23 protein-coding genes are annotated in these 21,369 nt (G+C 73.3%); 9 read left to right on the top strand and 14 right to left on the bottom strand.

What is annotated here, in order from left to right:
* Positions 1 to 9: 9 nt before the first annotated feature.
* Positions 10 to 1,089: an NAD(P)-binding domain-containing protein gene (locus AB0L56_RS20150; protein ID WP_365425104.1), complete on the bottom strand. Its 1,080-nt coding sequence runs from the start codon at positions 1,087 to 1,089 to the stop codon at positions 10 to 12.
* An 82-nt stretch (positions 1,090 to 1,171) separates the two neighbouring features.
* On the opposite strand from AB0L56_RS20150, the gene AB0L56_RS20145 reads away from it, so the two are divergent.
* Positions 1,172 to 1,594, top strand: a complete 423-nt coding sequence (locus AB0L56_RS20145; protein WP_365424999.1) for a secondary thiamine-phosphate synthase enzyme YjbQ — start codon at positions 1,172 to 1,174, stop codon at positions 1,592 to 1,594.
* A gap of 55 nt (positions 1,595 to 1,649) precedes the next feature.
* On the opposite strand, the gene AB0L56_RS20140 is transcribed toward AB0L56_RS20145, so the two are convergent.
* The gene (locus AB0L56_RS20140; protein ID WP_365424997.1) at positions 1,650 to 2,495 is read right to left on the bottom strand and encodes a universal stress protein; all 846 of its coding nucleotides are present in this window, start codon (positions 2,493 to 2,495) and stop codon (positions 1,650 to 1,652) included.
* A 295-nt stretch (positions 2,496 to 2,790) separates the two neighbouring features.
* On the opposite strand from AB0L56_RS20140, the gene AB0L56_RS20135 reads away from it, so the two are divergent.
* The 3 genes from AB0L56_RS20135 to AB0L56_RS20125 all read left to right on the top strand — a co-directional run bounded on the left by AB0L56_RS20135 (position 2,791) and on the right by AB0L56_RS20125 (position 5,032).
* On the top strand, positions 2,791 to 3,261 hold the full coding sequence (locus tag AB0L56_RS20135) for a TrkA C-terminal domain-containing protein (protein WP_361023768.1): 471 nt from the start codon (positions 2,791 to 2,793) through the stop codon (positions 3,259 to 3,261).
* A 4-nt stretch (positions 3,262 to 3,265) separates the two neighbouring features.
* Positions 3,266 to 4,513, top strand: a complete 1,248-nt coding sequence (locus AB0L56_RS20130; RefSeq protein ID WP_365424995.1) for a cation:proton antiporter — start codon at positions 3,266 to 3,268, stop codon at positions 4,511 to 4,513.
* Between the two features lie 213 nt (positions 4,514 to 4,726).
* Positions 4,727 to 5,032, top strand: a complete 306-nt coding sequence (locus AB0L56_RS20125; protein WP_365424993.1) for a hypothetical protein — start codon at positions 4,727 to 4,729, stop codon at positions 5,030 to 5,032.
* On the opposite strand, the gene AB0L56_RS20120 is transcribed toward AB0L56_RS20125, so the two are convergent.
* Positions 4,998 to 5,486 (bottom strand): hypothetical protein, encoded by a 489-nt coding sequence (locus AB0L56_RS20120; RefSeq protein ID WP_365424991.1) that lies wholly within the window; start codon positions 5,484 to 5,486, stop codon positions 4,998 to 5,000. The genes AB0L56_RS20125 and AB0L56_RS20120 overlap by 35 nt on opposite strands.
* A gap of 240 nt (positions 5,487 to 5,726) precedes the next feature.
* Complete coding sequence (locus AB0L56_RS20115; protein WP_365424989.1) at positions 5,727 to 6,119, bottom strand: DUF5997 family protein; 393 nt, start codon at positions 6,117 to 6,119, stop codon at positions 5,727 to 5,729.
* A gap of 58 nt (positions 6,120 to 6,177) precedes the next feature.
* Between AB0L56_RS20115 and AB0L56_RS20110 the strand changes: the two genes are divergently transcribed.
* Complete coding sequence (locus tag AB0L56_RS20110) at positions 6,178 to 6,945, top strand: LysR family transcriptional regulator substrate-binding protein (protein ID WP_365424987.1); 768 nt, start codon at positions 6,178 to 6,180, stop codon at positions 6,943 to 6,945.
* 17 nt (positions 6,946 to 6,962) lie between these two features.
* Here AB0L56_RS20110 and AB0L56_RS20105 read toward each other — a convergent pair whose 3' ends face one another.
* From AB0L56_RS20105 to AB0L56_RS20095, 3 genes are all read right to left on the bottom strand, one after another.
* Positions 6,963 to 7,712: a DUF4142 domain-containing protein gene (locus AB0L56_RS20105; protein WP_365424985.1), complete on the bottom strand. Its 750-nt coding sequence runs from the start codon at positions 7,710 to 7,712 to the stop codon at positions 6,963 to 6,965.
* 312 nt (positions 7,713 to 8,024) lie between these two features.
* Complete coding sequence (locus AB0L56_RS20100) at positions 8,025 to 8,720, bottom strand: HAD family phosphatase (RefSeq protein ID WP_365424983.1); 696 nt, start codon at positions 8,718 to 8,720, stop codon at positions 8,025 to 8,027.
* Positions 8,721 to 8,740: 20 nt separating this feature from the next.
* Positions 8,741 to 9,217: an Lrp/AsnC family transcriptional regulator gene (locus AB0L56_RS20095; RefSeq protein WP_365425102.1), complete on the bottom strand. Its 477-nt coding sequence runs from the start codon at positions 9,215 to 9,217 to the stop codon at positions 8,741 to 8,743.
* Positions 9,218 to 9,422: 205 nt separating this feature from the next.
* Between AB0L56_RS20095 and AB0L56_RS20090 the strand changes: the two genes are divergently transcribed.
* Entirely contained in the window at positions 9,423 to 10,910 is a 1,488-nt protein-coding gene (locus tag AB0L56_RS20090; RefSeq protein WP_365424981.1) for an FUSC family protein, read from the top strand.
* Between the two features lie 105 nt (positions 10,911 to 11,015).
* On the top strand, positions 11,016 to 12,047 hold the full coding sequence (locus AB0L56_RS20085; RefSeq protein WP_365424979.1) for a lactonase family protein: 1,032 nt from the start codon (positions 11,016 to 11,018) through the stop codon (positions 12,045 to 12,047).
* 80 nt (positions 12,048 to 12,127) lie between these two features.
* Here the strand turns inward: AB0L56_RS20085 and AB0L56_RS20080 are convergent, their stop codons facing one another.
* The 6 genes from AB0L56_RS20080 to AB0L56_RS20055 form a co-directional block, all read right to left on the bottom strand.
* Positions 12,128 to 13,048, bottom strand: coding sequence for a hypothetical protein (locus AB0L56_RS20080; protein ID WP_365424978.1), 921 nt, complete (start codon positions 13,046 to 13,048; stop codon positions 12,128 to 12,130).
* Between the two features lie 84 nt (positions 13,049 to 13,132).
* Entirely contained in the window at positions 13,133 to 14,140 is a 1,008-nt protein-coding gene (locus AB0L56_RS20075; RefSeq protein ID WP_361023735.1) for a BadF/BadG/BcrA/BcrD ATPase family protein, read from the bottom strand.
* Positions 14,137 to 14,814: a uracil-DNA glycosylase gene (locus tag AB0L56_RS20070; protein WP_361023732.1), complete on the bottom strand. Its 678-nt coding sequence runs from the start codon at positions 14,812 to 14,814 to the stop codon at positions 14,137 to 14,139. The genes AB0L56_RS20075 and AB0L56_RS20070 overlap by 4 nt, the downstream gene beginning before the upstream one ends.
* A 73-nt stretch (positions 14,815 to 14,887) precedes the next feature.
* Positions 14,888 to 16,042, bottom strand: a complete 1,155-nt coding sequence (locus tag AB0L56_RS20065) for an exo-alpha-sialidase (RefSeq protein ID WP_365424975.1) — start codon at positions 16,040 to 16,042, stop codon at positions 14,888 to 14,890.
* Between the two features lie 6 nt (positions 16,043 to 16,048).
* Positions 16,049 to 16,807, bottom strand: coding sequence for a HEAT repeat domain-containing protein (locus AB0L56_RS20060; RefSeq protein ID WP_365424973.1), 759 nt, complete (start codon positions 16,805 to 16,807; stop codon positions 16,049 to 16,051).
* A 96-nt stretch (positions 16,808 to 16,903) separates the two neighbouring features.
* Positions 16,904 to 18,604, bottom strand: coding sequence for a DNA alkylation response protein (locus tag AB0L56_RS20055; RefSeq protein WP_365424971.1), 1,701 nt, complete (start codon positions 18,602 to 18,604; stop codon positions 16,904 to 16,906).
* A gap of 71 nt (positions 18,605 to 18,675) precedes the next feature.
* On the opposite strand from AB0L56_RS20055, the gene AB0L56_RS20050 reads away from it, so the two are divergent.
* Complete coding sequence (locus AB0L56_RS20050) at positions 18,676 to 19,434, top strand: PaaX family transcriptional regulator C-terminal domain-containing protein (protein ID WP_365424969.1); 759 nt, start codon at positions 18,676 to 18,678, stop codon at positions 19,432 to 19,434.
* 20 nt (positions 19,435 to 19,454) lie between these two features.
* Here the strand turns inward: AB0L56_RS20050 and AB0L56_RS20045 are convergent, their stop codons facing one another.
* Positions 19,455 to 20,534 carry an NADH:flavin oxidoreductase/NADH oxidase gene (locus AB0L56_RS20045; RefSeq protein ID WP_365424967.1) on the bottom strand — a complete coding sequence of 360 codons (1,080 nt, stop codon included), beginning with the start codon at positions 20,532 to 20,534 and terminating at the stop codon, positions 19,455 to 19,457.
* 130 nt (positions 20,535 to 20,664) lie between these two features.
* Between AB0L56_RS20045 and AB0L56_RS20040 the strand changes: the two genes are divergently transcribed.
* A complete protein-coding gene (locus tag AB0L56_RS20040) occupies positions 20,665 to 21,024 on the top strand; it encodes a helix-turn-helix transcriptional regulator (RefSeq protein WP_361023712.1) in 360 nt (119 codons plus the stop codon).
* Positions 21,025 to 21,369 lie beyond the last annotated feature (345 nt).

Here is a 21,369-nt window from a genome sequence, read left to right as displayed (position 1 = left end):
CCCCGGGCGTCACGCCGCGGCCGGCTCCTCCTGCGCCAGCAGCCGCCTGATCTCCCGTACCGCCGCGCGTCCCGCCCGGTTGGCCCCGATGGTGCTGGCCGAGGGGCCGTATCCGACCAGGTGGATCCGCGGGTCGGCGACCGCCCGGGTGCCCTCCACCCGGATCCCGCCCCCGGGCTCCCGCAGCCGCAGCGGCGCGAGATGGCCGACCGCTGGCCGGAAACCGGTCGCCCAGAGGATGACATCGGCCTCCACCCGCCGGCCGTCCGCCCACTCCACACCGTCCGGTGTCATCCGGTCGAACAGGGGCCGGCGGTCGAGCACGCCGTCCGCGAGGCCCTGCCGGACCGCGTCGTTGAGCGGCAGCCCGGTCACCGAGACCACACTGCGCGGCGGCAGCCCCTGCCGCACCCGCTCCTCGACGAGTGCCACGGCCGCCCGCCCCGCCTCCTCGTCGAAGGGTCCTTCACGGAAGACCGGGGGCCGCCGGGTCACCCATGTCGTGTCCGCCGCGTACGGGGCGATCTCCAGCAGATGCTGGGTGCCCGAGGCACCGCCGCCCACCACGACCACCCGCTGCCCGGCGAACGCCTCGGGCCCGGGATACCGCGCGGTGTGCAACTGCCGTCCCCGGAACCTCTCCTGACCCGGACAGCGAGGCCAGAAGGGCCGGTCCCAGGTGCCGGTGGCGTTGATCAGCGCCCGCGTCGCCCAGGTGCCGTCCGAGCTCTCCACCAGCAGCCGCCCACCGGGCCCCTCGCGCACGGCCCGCACGTCCACCGGGCGCCGTACCCCCAGGCCGAACGTCCGCTCGTAGCGGGCGAAGTACTCACTGATCACCTCGGACGAGGCCCGCGCGGGGTCGGCACCCGCGAGCTCCATGCCGGGCAGCGCGTGCGTCCCGTGCACCTTGCCGTACGTCAGTGAGGGCCACCGGAACTGCCAGGCACCGCCGGGGCCTGGGGAGTGGTCCAGCACCACGAAGTCGCGGTCCGGCTCGAACCCGGTCCGCCGCAGGTGATAGGCGCCGGCCAGCCCTGCCTGCCCGGCGCCTATGACGACCACCTCGACCTCGCGCATGTCGTTCACGTTTCGACCAACAGTGCGGCGCCCATGGATCTTCCCCGCACGCTCCCGCACCAAGCCCGCCGCGTCGGCCAGGATGGAGGGCATGTCCGATGCCTTCACCACCCGAGTCCTGAACATCGCCACCGGCTCCGGCGAGAGGGTCGTCGACCTCACCGGCGACTGCGAGTCCTTCCTGCGGGAGGCGGCGGCCGGCCGCGACGGCCTGCTGAACGTCTTCGTGCCGCACGCCACCGCCGGGATCGCCGTCATCGAGACCGGCGCCGGAAGCGACGACGACCTCCTGTCGGCCCTGCACACCCTGCTCCCCGCCGACGACCGCTGGCAGCACCGTCACGGCAGCCCCGGCCACGGCCGCGACCACGTCGTGCCCGCCTTCGTACCACCGCACGCCACGCTCCCGGTGGTGAACGGCCGGCTGGAACTGGGCACCTGGCAGTCGGTCTGCCTGGTCGACACCAACAAGGACAACCCCGAGCGCCGGGTACGACTCAGCTTCCTCGGCTGACCCGAACCGCTTCCCCGGCTGACCCGGACCGCGCGACCACCGGTCCCCGGCACCGTCAGGAGGACCCGGGTTCCGGCCGGACTACGGTGACCGGGCAGTCGGCGTGGTACAGCAGGGCCTGGCTGACCGAACCGAGCAGCATCCCGGTGAAGCCGCCGTGCCCGCGAGTACCCGTCACCACAAGCTGGGACTCCCGGGTCGCCTCCAGCAGCGCGTGACGTACCCGGGCCCGCTCCAGACGCAGCTCCACGGCGACCCCGGGATGAGCGGCCCGCTCGGGGGCCACCGCCTCCTCGAGCAGCCGGCGGTGCCGCTCCTCGAGCCGGTCCAGATCCACCACCACGTTCAACGGGTCGGCCGGACCCTCGTACGGCGTCGTCTCGCTCCAGGTGTTCCACACGTGCATCGCGACCAGCGGAGCCCCGCGCAGCGCGGCCTCGGCGAAGGCGAAGGCCACGGCGGCTTTTCCGGCCGGCGAACCGTCCACGGCGAGCAGGAGAGGCCCCCGCGGATCCTCCCGGCCGCGCACCACCATCAGCGGACCGTGCCCGTGCGCCGCCAGCTGCCCCACCGTCGAGCCCAGCAGCAGACCCCCGAACCCGGTGCGGCCCCGCCCGCCGACCACCGTCAGCACCGCGTGCCGCGACTCGGCTCGCAGCACCGTCAGCGTTTCACCGGCCGCCACGGTCCGGGTGATCTCCAGTCCCGGCGCGAGGTGGTGCGCGCGCTCCTCCGCCTGCGCCAGCACCCCGTGGATCATCGGATCCAGGTCGGCGTGGCGGCTGAAGGCGTGCACGAGCCGCAGTCGTGCGCCGCGCATCTGTGCCTCACGGGCCGCGACATCGACCGCGGCGAGGCTGGACGGCGAACCGTCCACGCCAACGATCACCGTGTCGTCCACTGCACACTCCCGTCGCCGGGCGTGCACACGAGTACCCACCGCGGACGGCAGATACGCGTCGTAACCCCGGAGCGTGGACGGCAGTCGTCCAACGGGCGAGAAGACTCCCCCGGCATCCTTTCCCCCGCTCAGGGCCGTGTCCATCCGTGACGACACCCATGTTCCGGCCGATTGGCGGGATGGCACCATTGCCCCCTGGGGGCGCACCACCATCGTCGTGCGACGACGGGCCGGGCACCCCTGACCGACGACATCAGAAGAATCTGGAAGGGGACGGGCTGTGCCTGCTCCACGGATGAGCGCGACGCCGCTGCCGGGCATCGGTGTGAAATACGACCTCACCACGCGTGAGCACGAGCACCTGTCCGTGATCGCGCACCGCGACGGTGCCCGCACAGTCAACGTCTACCGCTCGGACGACCCGGACGCCTGCGCCCGGTCGCTGCGTCTGACGGTCGCCGAGTCGGCAGCGCTCATCGACGCCCTGATGCCCGCCCACCACAGTCCCAACCTGCTGCACACCACCGACCTGGGGCTGGTCGCCGAGCGCATCGAACTGTCCTCCGTCTCCCACTGGAACGGCCGGCTGCTGGGCGAGACCCGCTTGCGCACCGACACCGGCGCGTCGATCGTGGCCGTGCTGCGGCGCGCGGAGGCGATCCCGTCGCCCGCGCCGGACTTCCGGCTGGCCGGCGGGGACACCCTGATCGTGATCGGCACCCGCGAGGGCATCGAGGCCGCCGCCGAGATTCTCGGGCGGGAGTGAGCGCGTGCACTCTTCCGCGGTCTTCCTGATCGAATTCGGCGCGATCATCCTCGGGCTCGGCCTGCTGGGACGACTCGCCGGACGTCTTCAGTTCTCCCCCATCCCCCTCTATCTGCTGGCCGGCCTCGCATTCGGCGAGGGTGGCCTGCTGCCGCTCGGCGCGAGCGAGGAGTTCGTCGCGATCGGCGCCGAGATCGGCGTGATCCTCCTGCTGCTGATGCTCGGCCTGGAGTACACGGCCAGCGACCTCGTCTCCAACCTCAAGACCCAGTACCCGGCCGGCCTCGTGGACATGGCGCTCAACGCCCTGCCCGGCGCCGCCCTGGCCCTGCTCCTCGGCTGGGGCCCGGTCGCCGCCGTGGTCCTGGCCGGCGTCACCTGGATCTCCTCCTCCGGCGTCATCGCCAAAGTGCTCGGGGACCTCGGACGGCTCGGCAACCGGGAGACCCCGGTCATCCTCAGCATCCTGGTGCTCGAGGACCTGGCGATGGCCGTCTACCTGCCGATCATCACCGCCCTGGTGGCCGGCGTGAGCCTCGCCACGGGCAGCGTCACGCTGGCCGTCGCGCTGGGGGTCGCCGGGCTGGTGCTGTTCGTCGCCGTCCGCCACGGCCGGGTGATCTCCCGCTTCGTCTCCAGCGATGATCCTGAGAAGCTGCTGCTGGTCGTGCTGGGCCTCACCCTGCTGGTCGCGGGACTCGCCCAGCAGTTGCAGGTGTCGGCGGCGGTGGGCGCGTTCCTGGTGGGCATCGCCCTGTCCGGGGAGGTCGCCGAGGGCGCGCACAACCTGCTGGCGCCGCTGCGGGACCTGTTCGCCGCGGTGTTCTTCGTCTTCTTCGGCCTGCACACCGATCCCCAGTCGATCCCGCCGGTGATCCTGCCCGCTCTGGGGCTCGCCGTCGTCACCGCGCTGACGAAGATCGCCACCGGCTACTGGGCGGCCCGCCGGGCCGGGATCTCCCCCAAGGGCCGCTGGCGCGCGGGCGGCACTCTGGTCGCCCGCGGCGAGTTCTCCATCGTCATCGCCGGGCTGGCAGTCACCGCCGGTGTCGAGCCGGACCTCGGTCCGCTGGCCACGGCGTACGTCCTGGTCCTGGTCGTCCTCGGTCCGCTCACGGCCCGTTTCACCGAGCCCGTCGCACTGCGCCTGGCGCGCAGCCGCACGGCGGCGGCCGACGCCCTGCCCGCACGGAGCACGACGCCGGCCGCGGAGACGCTGGAACCGGTGGAGGACAGCGGCCTCGAACGCTGACACCCCGCCGCCCGCCTCGAGGAGGCCCTCAGCCGTGCGCACGGCCGTGCCCGGTCACCGCGCGCGGTTCCGGTTGGGGGTCCTGATCCGGAACACGGCCATCGGGGGTGAGCCGCCTCGGCACATGCGCCCGGTCGGGTGACGGCCTCACCCGACCGGGCGGACCCGGAGTCCACGGCGTACCACCGGCGCACGACGGCGCGTTGCTCCGGCATGGACAGTACTGGGACGGCGCGGCGCCTTCTCGGGCACGACGCCGCACGCCGGACGTACGCCGAACTCACCAGCGGGTACGCGGGGCACACGCCCATTTACGCCACGCTCGTCGCGGAGTGGCGGGCCAGGGGTCATACGGTCCCCGAGCACCGCGACGGCCTGTGGGCCTCCTTCGCCGCCGCGACGGCGAGTGAACGCGCCACGGTGCTGCCCGTACCCTTTCGCGTTCCCGTGCTGCGCCCGCCCGCCGAGGGCACCCGCGACGACGTCACCAGCAGTCCGGCCCCGCGGGCTCCGCGCTGACCGGCGCCAGCACGGCGAGCGTGCCGGTCGCCCGGCGCAGGGCCAGTTCGAGCGGAGCGGGCGCGTGCAGGGTGCCGGTACCGTCCGGCGGGACAAGCCACTCGAGCCGGCCGGCGGGCCGGTACGGCGGCGGGACGGCGACCCAGGACCCGCGGCCGACGTGCCGCACCCCGAACCCCACCCACTCACTGACCGGGTCGGGCGGCAGGAAGAACCCCACCCTCCGCGCCGTGACGTCCACCAGCGTCGGTCCGGGCGCCTTCAGGGGATCGCGCCACAGGATGTCGAGGGCGAGCAGTCCGAGCCGGTCGGGCACGCTGAGTACGTCCCAGTAGCGGCCCGCGGCGAGCAGCGCCGTCCCCTTGCCGTGGTCCCACTCGCGCTTGCACTCCTGGGGATCGGTGGCCGCCGCGGCCAGCCATTCGACGGCTTGCTTCCACATCAGGCTGTGCATGTCCCACCCCGGGCGCGGTCGGCCGCGCCGCTGCGGGGCGCGTGCGGTACGGCCATGTTGATAGATATTTCTATCCGCCGGAAGGGGTGGCGTGGGCTGGCGTTTTCGGCCGCCGAGGGTGGACGCCGTATGCCTGGGGAGATGCCGTATGCCCGGGGAGACGAGAACACCCCCGGCCGGGAGATCCGGCCGGGGGTGGGTGTACGCCCGCGCACCAGGGTGTTCGGCGGCGTACCCGGGTCAGTTGCCGCGTTCCGCGCGCTCCTGGTCGCGCTTCTTGATGCGTGCCGCCTCCTTGCGGACCTCGGCCTGGGTGGCGCGTTCCCGCTCCAGCCACTCGGGGCGCTCCTGCTTCAGCGCCTCGATCTGCTCGGTGGTGAGGGGCTCGGTGACTCCGCCGCGCGCGAGACCGGCGATGGACACGCCCAGCTTCGCCGCGACCACCGGGCGGGGGTGCGGCCCGTCACGCCGCAGATCCCGCAGCCACTGCGGCGGATCCGCCTGGAGCGCGTTGAGTTCGGCGCGTGAGACGGCACCCTCCCGGAAGTCGGCGGGGGTGGCCTCGAGGTACACACCCAGCTTCTTCGCCGCGGTCGCGGGCTTCATCGTCTGGGTGCTCCGGTGCTGCGTCATGGCGTCCAGGGTATCGAGCGTGCGCACCGCCCCCGACCACGGCCGGTAACCTGGCCAGGTGACAGCCTCGGAAGTGTCCCCCTCGTTCCGGCTCGTGTACGTGCCCGGCGTGATGCCCGACAAATGGGTGCGCGTCTGGAACGAGCGGCTGCCCGGCGTCCCGCTGACCCTCACCCAGGTGCCCGCCGACGCGGCGCAGGGGCTGCTGCTGGGCGGGGAGGCCGACGCGGGCCTCGTCCGGCTGCCCGTCGACCGTACGGTGTTCAGCGCCATCCCCCTCTACACCGAGCAGACGGTCGTCGTGGTGCCGAAGGACCACCTCGTCACGGCTGCCGACACGGTGTCCCCCGAGGACCTCGCCGACGACATCGTGCTGCACCCCCTCGACGACGTCCTCTCCTGGGAGAGCCTGCCCGGACGGCCTGCCCTGGAACGTCCCGCCACCACCGCCGACGCCGTCGAGCTGGTCGCGGCCGGGATCGGCGTCCTCGTCGTACCGCTGTCGCTCGCCCGGCTGCACCACCGCAAGGACCTCACCCACCGGCCGCTCGAAGCGGCTCCCCAGTCGAGCGTGGCCCTGTCCTGGCCCGAGGCGGCGACCACGGACCGGGTGGAGGACTTCATCGGGATCGTCCGCGGCCGGACCGTCAACAGCACCCGCGGCCGGGCACAGCAGCCGGCGCAGGAGAAGAAGCGCGGGCGGAGCGACGGGAGCGGCACCCGGAGCCGGCAGCCCGCCGGCGGGTCCGCCGGCCGCGGCCGCCGGTCGGGTACCGGGGGCACGACGAAGAACCCGCGGCGGGGCAGGCCCCGCCGCGGGTCGTGACCGGACGGTCCGCCCCCCTACTTGACCGTCGAGGACGGTGACGGTGCCGGCGAGGCCGTGTTGAGGTCCTGCAACTCCTTGGGGATCTCCAGCGCGAGGACCGGCGCACCCGGCTGTGGCGCCGGCGGCGTCACCGCCTCCCCCGGCATCTTGGGCGGGCTGGTCTGCTGGAAGTTGACCTGCTCATGGTTGACCATGCCCGTCTTCTCCAGCACCGTGATGTGGTCGAGCACCGTGTCGTTGGCCTGGTCGGCCAGCTGCCGCACCAGGGTGTTCCTGGTGTTGGCCCGGATGTTGGCGATGGCCGGGAAGATCTGCCCGTGCGTCACGCGCATGATGTTCACCGCCGTGGAGTCGAACTCCTTGCCATTGGTGGCCTTCACCGTCTCCACGAACCCCTGCTGCTGGGGAGACGCCACGTTCGGCAAGGTGATGCCCAGCTCCACGGAGATCTTGCGGCAGGACGCGTCGAGGCGGCCGTGGCCCACGACCAGATGCTCGCCGGCCTCCTTCATCTCGGGCGTCGTCCCCCGCTCCATCGCCAGCAGTCCCAGCGGGTGCTCCCACAGTCCGGCCGCGCGCACCTTCACCACGAAGTCGCGGTCCGCCTCGGTGAGCGGGCCATAGTTCGTGTTGGCCACCACCCGGTCCGGCTTGGTCGATGTGTTCTGTACGCCCAGCATGGTGGGATAGGCGAGCGCGGTGAGGGTGAGGATCATGGCTCCGCCCACGAACGCGGTTCCTGCCGTGCTGCGCGAGATGCGCATCGTGCCTCCTGGGATATGAACGGCCCAACAGCAGGGAGTACGGACGTGAGGCGCGAGACAATCACCGTCCGGGAAAGAATTTTCGGTCGCTGCGGAACGCGTGGGCGGCCTTCCGCGTCACCGATGCCCCCGTCGGCGCGGCCCGCCCGACCGGGGTTCGCCGTGGACCGCAGGCCTGTGACCAGCGCGCTTCCCGCCCCGGAAGGGGTCCGCCGTCCGGACCCGGGCGAACGGGACCGTGCCGGCGGCACGCAGTGAACCCCGGCGGCGCGTAGGCGGACGTGCTCAAGATCACACACCGGGGGGCGCTCTTCAGGAGCGCCGGCGGGTCTCCGCGAGCCAGGCGTGCGCGGCCCGCGCCGTGAACTCCGCCTGCCCGCCCGGCAGCAGCAGACCCGCGGTGGCGAACTCGGGGGCGTCGGCCTGCGCGGTGACGTACGGGACGGCGATGCAGTGCATGCCGGCCGCATGCGCGGCCGCGGCGCCCGGGGCGGCGTCCTCGACGACCACACAGCCGGCCGGGTCCGCGCCGAGCCGGCGGGCCGCCTCCAGGAAGACATCGGGGGCCGGCTTTCCGTGCGTCACCTCGTCGGCCGAGACGACGGTGCGCAGATACGCGTCCAGGCCCGTGCCGGCCAGGATCGCCCCGATCGCCTCGGGCGAGGAACCGGAGGCCACGGCCATCGGGACGCCCTCGGCCGCCAGCAGCTTTACGAACGCCCGCATCTCCGGGAACACCCGGGTCGAGGCGCCGGCCAGCCTCAGATAGTGGCCGTTCTTGACCGCGAGGAGTTCGTCGACCGGGGCGGACAGGCCGTAACGCCGCCTCCAGTCGGTGATCGTCTCCCGCGTGCTGATCCCGACGTAGCGCTCGTGCTCCGCCCAGGAGAAGTCCGGAACCCCGTACTCGGCGAGGGTCTGCCGCCCGGCCTCGTAGTAGTTCGGCTCGCTGTCCACGAGCGTTCCGTCGAGATCGAAGATGACCGAGAGGGTGCCGAGCGTGCTCATGGGGTCCAGGATGACAGGGCTCACTTCCGCGACGTCCGGCCGATCGACTCCACCAGCGGCAGCAGCCGGTGCGGGACGCGCTCGCGCAGCGCCACCTCACTGCGGGTGCGGACCACGCCGGGCAGACTGATCAGCTTTTGGATGACGTCCTCCAGATGGGCGTTGTCGCGCGCCACGACCCGGGTCAGCAGATCGCCGCCGCCGGTGATGGAGAACGCCTCGACGATCTCCGGTACCGCGGCGAGCGCCTCACCCACCTCGTCCAGATGCCCCTGGGTCACCTGGATGTGCACGAACGCGAGCACGGGGTGGCCCAGTGCGGCGGGGGAGAGCACCGGCCCGGTGCCGGTGATCACGCCCTCCCGCTCCATCCGGTCCAGACGGGCCTGCAGGGTGCCGCGGGCGACCCCGAGAATCCGGGCGTACTCGCGCACGCTGGTGCGCGGCCGCTCCAGCAGCAACCGCAGGATGCGGGTGTCGAGCTCGTCCACCGCCATGAGGTCCCGGGTTCCCGTCTCGGCCATTGGCACGTCGATGGCCGTAGGAGTGCCGTCAGTAATGTACCAATGGCCCACTTCGGAACCAGTCGGTTGAGCCACTGGTGGTGGACATGCTGATATGGATACGTCGATGGCGCTGCGGACTCCGCGGCGCCTTTTTCATGCCACGGTGCACACCATCGGAAATCCCAGGGGGCGATACGTGCTGAAGAGGGTGTTCATGGCTCCGGACCCGGGCCGGACGCGGCTGCGCTTCGCGGCGCGGGCCGTGCTCGGCGTCGGTCTGGCCGTCGTCGTCTGCGGCCTGGCCGGACACTCGCTCACCGGTGCCATTATTGGCGGGCTGGCCGCGCTGATCGCCCTGTTCACTGTCACCGATGCCACGGTCCGCGGACAGGCGGTCACCACCGCGCTGCTGCCTGCCGCCGGTCTGCCGGTGCTCGCGGCCGCGGCCGTGCTGCACGACCAGCCGGTGGCACGGGACCTCACCTTCCTCGCCGTCGTCGGGCTGGGCGTGTACTCCCGGCGCTGGGGCCCCCGCGGACACAGCCTCGGGGTGTTCGCGTTCATGACGTACTTCATGGCGCAGTTCCTGCACCCGCGCCCGGCCCAGCTTCCCGAGCTGTACGCCTCCGTCCTGCTGTCCGTGCTCGCCGCGGCCGCGGTGCGCTTCGGACTGTGGTGCTACGAACGCCGGCTGCCCCCGGCCGCCGTACCGGCGCCGCCCCCCGGCACCGGGCTCGCCCGGGTGACCACCCGCCAGGCGGTCCAGGCGACCGCCGGCGCGGGATTCGCCCTGGTCGTGGGCCAGCTGGTGTCCGGGCAGCGCTGGTACTGGGCCGTCGCCGCCACCTGGTGGGTGTTCGTCAACACCACCTCGCGCGGCGAGACCCTGGTACGCGGTTTCCGGCGGGTGCTGGGCACGGTCCTCGGCATCGCTCTCGCGCTGTTCCTCGCCGTCCCCGCCCACGGGGAGGGGCCGCTCACGGCCCTGGTCGTCGCCGTCTCCGTGTTCGGCATCTTCTACACCGCCGCCGTGTCCTACACCTGGATGATGCTCTGGGTGACGGTGCTCGCCGCCATGCTGTACGGCCTGCTGGGCGTGCTGTCCCCCGGTCTGCTGGCGCTGCGGCTCGTGGAGACCGGCGTCGGCGCGCTCGGCGCCGTGCTCGCGGTGGCGTTCGTCCTGCCCGTGACCACGCACAGCATCACCGACGTCTGGATCCAGCGGGCCCTGCGCTGCGTCCACGCGTGCACCGCCGAGGCCGCCGCGCGGCTGGCCGGGACCCCGGGCGCCGATCCGGCACCGCTGGTGACGGAGCTGGAAGAGCTGCTCGCCCGGGTGCGCCTCTCGGTCGCCCCCCTGGTGCACCCGCTGAACCCCATGCTCGGCCGCAAGCGGCGCGCCCGCCGGGTGCTCGCCCTGCTGGACGAATGCGCCCGGGAGATCCGCGGGCTCGTCGCCGTCGCCGCCGACCCGGAGGCCTCGCAGGACGTCCGGCTGACCGCCGCCTGCTGGCGGGTGGAGGCCGCGGTGGCGGCGCTCACCGGCGGCCGGGACGTCGCGGTACGGACGGCCCCGGCCGCCGCGGAACCCGCCCTGGCCCACCTCCACGGGCTGGAGCGGGCCCTCGGCGAACTCGCCGCGCCGCTGCGGGCATCCTCCGGCTCCCCGCTGGTCGGCGCCTGATCCGCACAAGACGCGCGGAACGATCCACGGCCACCGCTGGTCTAGACCTTGTCTGATCGACTGCTACCGTCACCCCGGGTCGGCATCGGACGAGAGGGGACCGTGGTGGCGGACGGCAGGCGGCGGGCGTTCATCGGATCGTTCACGTCCGCGGGCGGCCGGGGCATCGTCACCGCGGCCGTCGCCCCGGGCAGCGGTGCGCTGACCGTCCTGGGCGGCGTGGACGCCGTATCCGATCCGTCCTGGCTGACCCTGTCGCCCGACGGCCGCATGCTGTACGCGGTCAGCGAGACCGCCGAGGGCGCCGTGGCCGCGTTCCGGGTGACCGGGAGCGGACCGGAACCGGCCGGGCCCGCGGTCCCGGTGGACGGCAGCGGGCCGACCCACCTCAGCCTCTTCGACGGTCACGTCCTCACCGCGAACTACGGATCCGGCAGCGTCAGCGTCGTACCGGTGCGTCCTGACGGCTCTCTCGCACGCGCCGTCTCCGGGGTGCTCCGGCACAGCGGCTCCGGCCCTCATCCACAGCGCCAGCAGGGCCCGCACATGCACCAGGTGCAGCCCGACCCCAGCGGCCGCTGGGCGGTCGGCGTCGACCTCGGCACCGACTCGGTACGGGTGTGCACCCTGACGGACGGCGCTCTCGTGCCGCACCGGGAGATCGCCCTGCGTCCGGGCTCGGGACCGCGCCACCTGGCCTTCCATCCGGACGGTGCCGGTGCGTACGTCCTCAACGAGCTCAGCCCCTCGCTCGTCGTCTGCCGCTGGGACGCCGCCGAGGGCCTGCTGAAGCCGCTCGCCGAGATCCCGGTCCTGCCCGGCACCCCGGCCGGCGACGCGTATCCCTCCGGTGTGGCCGTCTCGCCCGACGGCCGCTTCGTGTGGACCGCGACCCGCGGCGAGGACGTCCTCTCCGTGTTCGCGGTCGAGGCGGGCGGCAGGGCGCTGACTCCGCTCACCACCGTGCCCTGCGGCGGCCGCTGGCCCCGCGCGATCACCGTTTCCGAGGGGGTTCTGTACGTCGCGAACGAGCGCTCCGGCGACGTGACCTGGTTCTCCCTCGACCCGGACACGGGCGTGCCGCGGCGCGCCGGCTCCGTCCCGGTGCCCGCCGCGTCCTGTGTCGTCATGGGCTGACCGGCGCCCGGTCACGCCGAAAGGGCCCGCCCCGGAATTCCGGAGCGGGCTCTTTCGGCGTCCTGCGTGGACCCGTCGCCTCAGTGGGCCGGGGTGCTCTGCGCCTGCTGCGGGGCGATGCCCAGCGCGGTCGTGTACTTGGCCAGCGCCAGCTTGCCGATCGCCGGGTACGGGCCGAGCGCCTCGGCGGCGGAGCAGCCCGCCTCCTTCGCGGCCTCCTCGATCAGGCTCGCGTCGATCTCCGGGCCGATCAGATACGGCGCCAGCGCCAGCTGCTGCGAACCGGAGCCGCGCAGCTGCTCGGCCACGGAGGCGATGGAACCCTCCTGGTCCAGAGCGGCCGCCATCACCGGCACGGCGAGGCGCGCGGCGAGCAGCATGCCGGTGATCCCGGCCGCCTGCACCGCCTCGTCGCCGCCCACGGAAGCGAGGATGATGCCGTCCGCGGCGGTCGCCACGGTGAACAGCCGGGCACGGTCGGCGCGGGCCAGCCCCGCCTCCGACAGCCGGACGTGCAGCCCCTCCGCGAGCAGCGGGTGCGGGCCCAGCACATCGGTCAGCTCGGCGGCGACCCGACTGTCCATCACGGCCTGGCGCACCTGGCGCAGCAGCGAGCTGTCCGGGCCGGCGAGCAGGGGTACGACGACGGCGACGGGGCCGTCGGACTCCTTGATGTCCATGCCGGCGGCACGGGCCTGCTCGAAGCGGGCGGTGCGCTCCTCGGCCGCGTGCGCGAGGACGGACGTCAGCGAGGGAAACTCGTCGTCGCCGTCCAGATAGCCGATCCGGGCGTCCAGACCGGGCAGCTCGGAACGGGCGATGCTGATGACCTCGTCGGCGAGCGAGCGGGTGGCACTACTGGGCGTACCAGGCACGGCGAGGACGAGCGCGGGCGCGTCCTCGGGAGCCACCAGGGGTTCGGGACGGCGGTGCCGTCCGGGCTGGCGGGGGCGCGGCATTCGTACTGGCAGGCCGGACGCGGGCCCAGTGGGGGTGCTCATGTTGCGGCATGTTAGTGGCTTCCTGGGCTCCCCTGTTCGGGGAGGGGGCAGGTGAGCGGTATCCGTCCGGTTTTGTCTGGAGAGTTACGTACGGGTGTCGGTTGCGCGGGTGGCGTTCTCACCGGTCGTGCTCGTCACGCTCAGTAGCTTTTCCGCACGCGGGAGAGTGAAGGAGTCGGTGGTGAGAGCCTCCGCCATGCGCACCGCCCCGTGCAGCGGATCCCCCTCTGCCGTGATCCGCCGCGCCGACGGCAGCCGCTTCGCCAGCTCCTCGTCCACGAGACCCAGCAGCGTGGTCCCCATCCCGAACAGGCCGCCGGTGAGAGCGACCGCCGGCTCGCCCTCGGCCGGACAGACCGCCGCCGCCGAGTCGGCCATGTGCTGGGCCGCCGCGCGCAGGATGTCCACGGCGACAGGGTCGCCGCCGGCCGCGCACTCGCCGACCCGCGGCGCGAACGAGGCGAGCACGGCCGGCCGGTCGCTGCGGGGATACACCAGGCCCGGCAGCCCGGTCACCGGCCCGAACATCTGCTCCGCGCTCTCCAGCAGCCGGGCGGAGCCGCCCTGGCGCCCGTCATGGGCGCGCAGCGCCGCCTCCAGACCCGCCCGTCCGATCCAGGCGCCGCCGCCGCAGTCGCCGAGCAGATGACCCCAGCCGTCCGCCCGGCGCCAGCCCGTCAGATCGGTGCCGATCGCGATGAGGCCGGTGCCTGCGGCGATCACCGCTCCGGGCCGGGGCCCGAGGGCACCCACATAGGCGGTGACGGCGTCGGCGGCCAACGCCAGCCGCCGCACACCCAGTTCCCGGGAGAGCGCGCCCGGCAGCTCCGCGCGCAGCGCGTCCCCCAGACTGGCCAGCCCGGCCGCGCCGACGACGGCCGTGTCCAGCCGGCCGACCCCCGCCTCGGAGCACAACGCGCGTGCCATCGGCACCAGTTGTTCCAGGAAGTACCCCGGGTCGATGCCCCGGCTCCCGGTGGGCACCGGCTCCTTGGACGCGGCCCGGGCCAGCGGACCGCGTCCGCCGGCCCCGACGACGACCCGCAGACCGGAGCCTCCGGAGTCCACGGCGAGGAAGCCGGTGCCGGTCACGGCAGGCGCCAGTCCACCGGCTGGCCGCCCTGACGGATCAGCAGGTCGTTGGCCCGGCTGAACGGGCGCGAGCCGAAGAACCCGCGGTCGGCGGACATGGGGGAGGGATGCGCCGACTCGACCGCGGGCAGATTCCCCAGCAGCGGACGGCAGTTGCGGGCGTCACGCCCCCACAGAATGGAGACGAGCGGTTTGCCGCGCCCGGCCAGCGCTCGTATCGCCTGCTCGGTGACCTCCTCCCAGCCCTTGCCGCGGTGGGCGCCCGGCTTGCGCGGGGCCGTCGTCAGCGCCCTGTTGAGCAGCAGCACCCCCTGCTCCGTCCACGGCGTGAGATCGCCGTTCGACGGCTGGGGCAGGCCAAGGTCGGTGTTCAGCTCCCGGAAGATGTTGATGAGGCTGCCGGGCAGCGGCCGCACCTCGGGCGCGACGGAGAACGACAGCCCCACCGCGTGCCCCGGCGTCGGGTACGGGTCCTGACCGACGATCAGGACGCGTACCTCGTCGAACGGCTGCTGGAAGGCCCGCAGGACGTTCGCTCCGGCCGGGAGGTAGGTGCGCCCCGCGGCGATCTCCGCGCGCAGGAAGTCCCCCATCGCGGAGACCCGTCCGGCCACCGGTTCCAGGGCCTTGGCCCAGCCTGCTTCGACGATTTCGTTCAAGGGTCGTGGTGCCACGGGCGTCACCCTACTGCCGCGACGGCGGTGGAGATCAACCAGAGGCCGGGACCCGGCGGGATCGTCCTCCGGTTCATCCGACGACCGCGGCGCGCACGCACAGCACATCCGGCAGATGTGCCGCCAACTGCCGCCAATGGTCGCCGTCGTCGTCCGACGCGTACACCTCGCCGTTGCGGTTGCCGATGTAGATCCCGGCCGGGTCCTCGCCGTCGTGGCACATCGCGTCGCGCAGCACCGTGCCGTAGTGATCGTCCTGCGGCAGCCCCGCCGCGAGCGGCTCCCAGCTTCTGCCGGCGTCCGCCGTCCGGAAGACCCGGCAGCGCCGACCGGCCGGCACCCGGTCGGAGTCGGCGTTGATGGGGAACACATAGGCGGTGTCACCGCGGTGGGGATGGGCCACCACCGCGAAGCCGAACGTCGACGGCAGCCCCTCGCCGATGTCCGTCCAGCGCCCGCCCGCGTCGTCGCTGCGGTACACCCCCCAGTGGTTCTGCAAGTACAGCCGGTCCGGGTCCGCCGCGTCGCGGGCGACCTTGTGCACGCACTGCCCGAACTCCGGGTTCGGGTCCGGCAGAAACACCGCGGACACCCCGGAGTTGGACGGGGCCCAGCTCGCGCCGCCGTCCAGGGTGCGGAACACGCCCGCCGTGGAGACGGCCACCGTCACCGCCCGGGCGTCGCGCTCGTCGGTGAGCACGGTGTGCAGACCCTCACCGCCGCCGCCCGGCACCCACTTCGCACGGGTGGGGTGCTCCCACAGCGGCCGGACCAGCTCGAACGACTCTCCGCGGTCCTCCGACCGGTAGAGCGCGGCCGGCTCGGTACCCGCGTACACCACATCGGGTTCGGCCGCGGCCGGGTGCAGCTGCCAGACCCGCTCCAGCGAAGCCCCCGTGTCCTGGGGGAACTTGACGGCCGGCCGAGCCGGTTCGGTCCAGCTGCGGCCGAGGTCGTCGGAGTGGAACACCGAGGGACCCCAGTGCGCACTGTCACCGCCGGCGAGCAGCCGGGGGCTCGTCCCACGGGTGTCGATCGCGACCGAGTACACGGCCTGCGCGTTGAAATAGGGACTTTCGTCGAACTCCCAGGCGCCACCCCGCCGGCGCCCGATGAACAGACCCTTGCGGGTGCCCACGGCGAGCAGTACCTCGGTCATGCCGATCACCTCCGCGACGTCGTCCTCGACGTCCTGATTCCAGACACGGGTCAGTGTGCACCCCACCACTGACAGTCACCTCCGGATCGCCCTGCACCGCAGGTCGGCGCAGTGCGGCGGCGCCTGCGCCTGCGCGTGAGCAAGCGCCTGCCGGCACATCCGCAGCAGGCCGTGCAGGGGCGTCCCCGCCGGGCCCAGCCGCACCGTCAGTGCGGCGGTCGGATGGCGGGTGTGCGGGTTCTCGGCCCAGGCCGCGCTCAGTACCTCCACCCCGGTCTCCGGTTCTCCTGCGACCCGCCACAGGGCCTGTGCGGCGGATGTCCGTTCCCACAGGTCCGCGGCCCGGGTGAGTCGCCGCAGCGCGGGCAGGCCGGCCCGGCCCGCCGGGCCAACCCGCACCGTCAGTGCGGTGGTCGGATGGCGGGTGTGCGGGTTCTGGGGCCAGGCCGCGCTCAGTACCTCCACCGCGGTCGCTGGCTCTCCGGCGACCCGCCACAGGGCCTGCGCGGCGGACGTCTGCTCCCACCGGTCCGCGGACCGGGTGAGCCACCGCAGCCCGGGCAGCCCGGGCCGGCCCGCCGGGCCCAGCCGCCCCAGCGCCTCGGCCGCCGCCCTGCGGGCACGGCCCCTGGGGTCCTCCAGCGCGGCGAGCAGGACGGGCAGGACCGCTTCCGGGTCCCCCTCCACCGCCCACAGGGCCTCCGCCGCCGCCAAAACGCTCGCACTGGGCAGAAGAGCACGCAGGTCCGCCGCGGCGAGAAGACGCAGCGCGGACGCCTCCGGCACGTCCCGCAGCCGGAGTTCCCCCGGCATGCCGTTCATCCGTACGGCCACCGGTGCCGCTCCGGCGTCGCCGAGCGCCGTCAGCGCGGGCAGCAGGGAGCAGGCGCGACGGTGCGCGAACTGTGCGCACGGTGGCTTGATGACGTGTCAGGCGCCGCCCGGCAGCGCGCGCTCGACGATCGCGTCCACTCCGGCCGTCGAGGGCAGCGTGCCGAAGGCGTGCCCCCAGTCGCCGCCCAGCCGGGTCGCGCAGAAGGCGTCGGCGACCGCGGACGGGGCGTGCCGTACGAGGAGGGAGCCCTGAAGTGTCAGCGCGATCCGCTCCACCAGCCGCCGAGCGTTCGCCTGCGACCCCTGCGCCAGCTGGTCCTTCAGCCCGGCCACCGCCGCGTCCAGCCGGGCGTCCGCTCCGCGCGTCAGGGCGAGTTCGTCGAAGAGCGCCTGCGCGGTGGCCGGTTCCCGGCCGAGTGCGCGCAGTACGTCGAGGGCGTTGACGTTCCCCGAGCCCTCCCAGATCGACAGCAGCGGGGCCTCGCGGTAGTGCCGGGGCATCCCCGACTCCTCGACGTAGCCGTTGCCGCCCAGGCACTCCAGGGCCTCGGCGGTGAAGGCCGGGCCGCGCTTGGTGACCCAGTACTTCCCCGCCGCCGTCGCGATCCGGCGGAAGGCGGCCTCCCCGGCGTCCCCGCGCACCGCGCGGTCCGCCGCCCCGGCCAGCCGCAGGGTGAGGGCCGTGGCGGCCTCGGACTCCAGCGCCAGATCGGCCAGAACGTTGCGCATCAGCGGCTGGTCCACCAGCCGCGCCCCGAACGCGCTGCGGTGGCGCACATGGTGGCCCGCCTCCACGAGGGTCTTGCGCATCAGCGCCGCCGACATCATCACGCAGTCCAGCCGGGTGCAGTTGACCATCTCGATGATGGTCTTCACACCCTGACCCTCCGGGCCGACCAGCCAGGCGACCGTGCCGTCGAACTCGGGCTCGGACGAGGCGTTGGAGCGGTTGCCCAGCTTCTCCTTCAGCCGCTGGATGCGGAACGTGTTGCGGGTGCCGTCGGGCAGGACGCGCGGCACCAGGAAGCACGACAGCCCGTCCGGGGCCTGCGCCAGCACCAGGAACACGTCGCACATCGGCGCCGAGGTGAACCACTTGTGCCCGCGCAGGGTGTAGACACCGGGCTCGGCGGTCGGTGCCGCCGTGGTGGTGTTGGTCCGGACGTCGGAACCGCCCTGCTTCTCGGTCATCCCCATGCCCGCCAGCAGCCCGCGCTTGCCGGCCGGCACGCTCAGGCCCGGCTCGTACTCACGGCTGGTCAGCAGCGGCTCGTACACCGCCGCCAGGTCAGGCTGGCGGCGCAGGGCGGGCACCGCCGCGTACGTCATGGACGTCGGGCAGCCGTGTCCCGCGTCCGTGTGCCCCCACACCAGCCCGCCCGCGGTGCGCGCGACGTGCGCGCCGGGCCGGTCGTCCGCCCAGGGCGCGCCGGCCAGACCCTCGGCGACGGCAGTACGCATCAGGTGGTGCCAGCTCGGGTGGAACTCCACCTCGTCGATCCGGTGCCCATAGCGGTCGTGGGTGCGCAGCTCGGGCTCGTGGCGGTTGGCCTGTTCACTCCATTCCTGCACCTGCGCGCTGCCGGCCAGTCGGCCGAGCCGCCGCAGATCCTCCTCGGCCCAGCCGGCGCCCTCCCGCCGCAGGCCCTCCAGCAGGGCGGTGTCGTCGGAGGCGTCGTAGGGGGTCAGGGGCGGAGGCTGATTGGTGACGTCGTGCGTGACGTCGTACGTGAGGTGGTGGCCGGCGTCAGGGGTGCCACCGTTCTGCTGCCGCTGGTCCGCGAGTGTGGTGTCCATGCCCGAGTGTTGCACTATTTCTGCGACCGCAGCAATCATGCAACATGATCGGCGACGTAGAGTACGGCCCCATGCGGAGGAACGAACCGGCGGCATCGGAAGAACCCCTGCTGCGTCCGCTCTCCGCGCGGTCGGTCGTGCTGAGTCTGCTGCTCGGCATCCACCCGCCGGAGCTTTCGGCGAAGGAACTCGGGCAGCTGGTGCAGGGCTTCGGCATCGGCGGGTCCACGCTCCGCGCGGCGCTCAGCCGGATGGTCGCCGCCGGTGATCTGCGGCGCACGGACGCCGGCTACCGCCTCAGCGACCGGCTGCTGGACCGTCAGCGCCGCCAGGACGAGTCCCTGCGGCCGCGCACGCGCGCGTGGGACGGCGACTGGGAGCTGGTGGTGATCACCGCGACGGGCCGGGGCCCCGCGGAACGGGCCGACCTGCGCACCCGGCTCGCCGCACTCCGGCTGGCCGAGCTCCGCGAGGGCGTGTGGCTGCGTCCCGCCAACCTGGAGCGCCGTCTGCCCGCCGGTCTCGACGAGGTGGCCGAGCGCTGCACGGCCCGCCCCGCCCGGCCCGCCGGCGAGCTCGCCGCGAACCTGTGGCCGCTGGACGCCTGGGCCGGTACGGCGCGGGCGCTTCTCGGCCACATCGACCGCGCCGACCGGCCCGCCGACCGGCTGACCGCGTTCGCGGCCGTCGTGCGCCATCTGCTCGCCGACCCGGTGCTGCCTGCCGTCCTGCTGCCCGCCGACTGGCCGGGCGAGGCGCTGCGGGCCGCGTACGCCGGTTACCGGCGGGAGCTGACGGGGGAGGTGCGCTCGCGCGTGGGCGGTGCCTGACCGCGGGGAGGGCGGGCGTCTCAGACGGAACGGTGGTACTGGTCCGGCACATGGACCGTGCCGCCCAGCTCGCGTGCGGCGTGCCGGGCCCACGAGGGGTTGCGGAGCAGCTCGCGGCCGAGAAGCACCGCGTCCGCCTCGCCGTTGGCCAGGATCTTCTCCGCCTGCTCGACTTCGGTGATCAGACCGACGGCGGCGACGGGCATCGGCGTCTCGCTGCGCACCCGCGCGGCGAACGGAACCTGGTAGCCGGGCCCGGTCGGGATGCGGGCGTCGGAGGCGTTGCCGCCCGTGGAGACGTCGAGCAGGTCGATGCCGTGGGCGTGCAGTTCGGAGGCGAAGCGGACGGTGTCGTCGGCAGTCCAGCCGGACTCCTCCACCCAGTCCGTGGCCGAGATGCGGAAGAACAGCGGCTTGTCGTCCGGCCACTCCTCGCGCACGGCGTCGACCACTTCGAGCGCGAAACGCGTCCGGTTCTCGTACGAGCCGCCGTAGGCGTCGGTGCGATGGTTGGAGTACGGGGAGAGAAACTCGTTGATCAGATAGCCGTGGGCACCGTGGATCTCGGCGATCTCGAACCCGGCGGCGAGCGCGCGGCGGGCGGCGGCGCGGAACCGGGCGACGATCTCCTGGATCTGGTCCACGGTCAGCTCGTCGGGCACCGGGTGTCCCTCGGCGAAGGCGCGCGGACTCGGGGCGACCGGCTGCCAGCCGTGGGCCTGCGGCCCGACCGGTGCGCCGCCCTTCCAGGGACGGTCGGTCGACGCCTTGCGCCCGGCGTGCGCGAGCTGGATGGCGGGGACGGTGCCCTGCGCGGTGAGGAACCCGGTGATGCGGCGGAAGGCCTCGGTCTGGGTGTCGTTCCAGATCCCGAGGTCGTACGGCGAGATGCGGCCCTCCGGTGATACGGCGGTGGCCTCGACGACGATCAGGCCGGTGCCGCCGGCAGCCCGGGCCGCGTAGTGCGCGAAGTGCCAGTCGCCGGGCACGCCGGCCTCGGGCCCCTCGGGTGCGGCCGAGTACTGGCACATGGGCGGCATCCACACGCGGTTGGGGATCGTCACGGCGCGCAGGGTGTAGGGCTCGAACAGCGTGCTCACGTGGGGCTCCATTCGGCAGGGTCGGGAAGGGGTGCGGCTCGTACGATACTCATCGTAGTACGCCGGGTGTCAAACTACGATGCTTCTCGTACAATGAGGGTTCCTCCCGAACGAATGTGGAGCCGCCGCCGTGACGACCGCCGCGCCCGTCCCCAGCAGCCGTGATCTGCCGCATCCCACGTGCGAGGAGATCCGGCTGGAGGGCGTGCTGCACGCGCTCTCCGACCCCGTACGTCTGGGGATCGTCCGCGAGCTCGCCGCCGAGGGCGTCGCGCTGGCCTGCTCGCACTTCGACGTGCCGGTCACCAAGTCCACCAGCACGCACCACTTCCGGGTGCTCCGCGAGAGCGGCGTGATCAGGCAGATCTACGAGGGCACCGCCAAGATGAACGCGTTGCGCCGCGACGACCTGGAGACCCTGTTCCCCGGCCTGCTCGACACCCTCCTCACGGCTGCCACCCACCAGGCCAACCGCCGAACCGAGGCCTGACCGCCACGCCGCGATCACCGGCCGGTACGGCGTCCACGGGGCCGGCCGTCCGGACCGTCGCCGGTCGGCTCACATCACGCCAGATGCACAGACCGCCGGTCGGTGGCTCCCGAACCGCCGGACTCTCCCGGCCCGTGTTCGGGCGTGTGTGATCATCGGTCCCCGTACGGACACGCTCGCCGGCGGCGGCACCGTCTCCCGGTGCGGTCCGGGGCCGGGTCGACGACGGCAAGCTGGAAGCTCCCACCGGCGTCGAACAGCTCGGTGTGTTCTCCTCACCCGCCCGCTGGGCCCCGTCGCGACCGACCCGGCGCGTCGTATGCCCCTCCCTGGCGACCACGACGA

Source organism: Streptomyces sp. NPDC052079, from assembly GCF_040680275.1.
In the GTDB taxonomy this organism is placed as follows: domain Bacteria; phylum Actinomycetota; class Actinomycetes; order Streptomycetales; family Streptomycetaceae; genus Streptomyces.
The sequence above is the reverse complement of the archived record's forward strand: the minus strand, read 5'-3'. Positions and strand labels throughout refer to the sequence as shown.

What these genes read in the sequence shown, in the direction of transcription:
- AB0L56_RS20145 (WP_365424999.1), top strand. Translation starts at nt 1,172, where the DNA reads ATGTCCGATGCCTTCACCACCCGAGTCCTGAACATCGCCACCGGCTCC.
- AB0L56_RS20135 (WP_361023768.1), top strand. Translation starts at nt 2,791, where the DNA reads ATGAGCGCGACGCCGCTGCCGGGCATCGGTGTGAAATACGACCTCACC.
- AB0L56_RS20125 (WP_365424993.1), top strand. Translation starts at nt 4,727, where the DNA reads ATGGACAGTACTGGGACGGCGCGGCGCCTTCTCGGGCACGACGCCGCA.
- AB0L56_RS20120 (WP_365424991.1), bottom strand. Translation starts at nt 5,486, where the DNA reads ATGCACAGCCTGATGTGGAAGCAAGCCGTCGAATGGCTGGCCGCGGCG.
- AB0L56_RS20115 (WP_365424989.1), bottom strand. Translation starts at nt 6,119, where the DNA reads ATGACGCAGCACCGGAGCACCCAGACGATGAAGCCCGCGACCGCGGCG.
- AB0L56_RS20105 (WP_365424985.1), bottom strand. Translation starts at nt 7,712, where the DNA reads ATGCGCATCTCGCGCAGCACGGCAGGAACCGCGTTCGTGGGCGGAGCC.
- AB0L56_RS20100 (WP_365424983.1), bottom strand. Translation starts at nt 8,720, where the DNA reads ATGAGCACGCTCGGCACCCTCTCGGTCATCTTCGATCTCGACGGAACG.
- AB0L56_RS20095 (WP_365425102.1), bottom strand. Translation starts at nt 9,217, where the DNA reads ATGGCGGTGGACGAGCTCGACACCCGCATCCTGCGGTTGCTGCTGGAG.
- AB0L56_RS20080 (WP_365424978.1), bottom strand. Translation starts at nt 13,048, where the DNA reads ATGAGCACCCCCACTGGGCCCGCGTCCGGCCTGCCAGTACGAATGCCG.
- AB0L56_RS20055 (WP_365424971.1), bottom strand. Translation starts at nt 18,604, where the DNA reads ATGGACACCACACTCGCGGACCAGCGGCAGCAGAACGGTGGCACCCCT.
- AB0L56_RS20050 (WP_365424969.1), top strand. Translation starts at nt 18,676, where the DNA reads ATGCGGAGGAACGAACCGGCGGCATCGGAAGAACCCCTGCTGCGTCCG.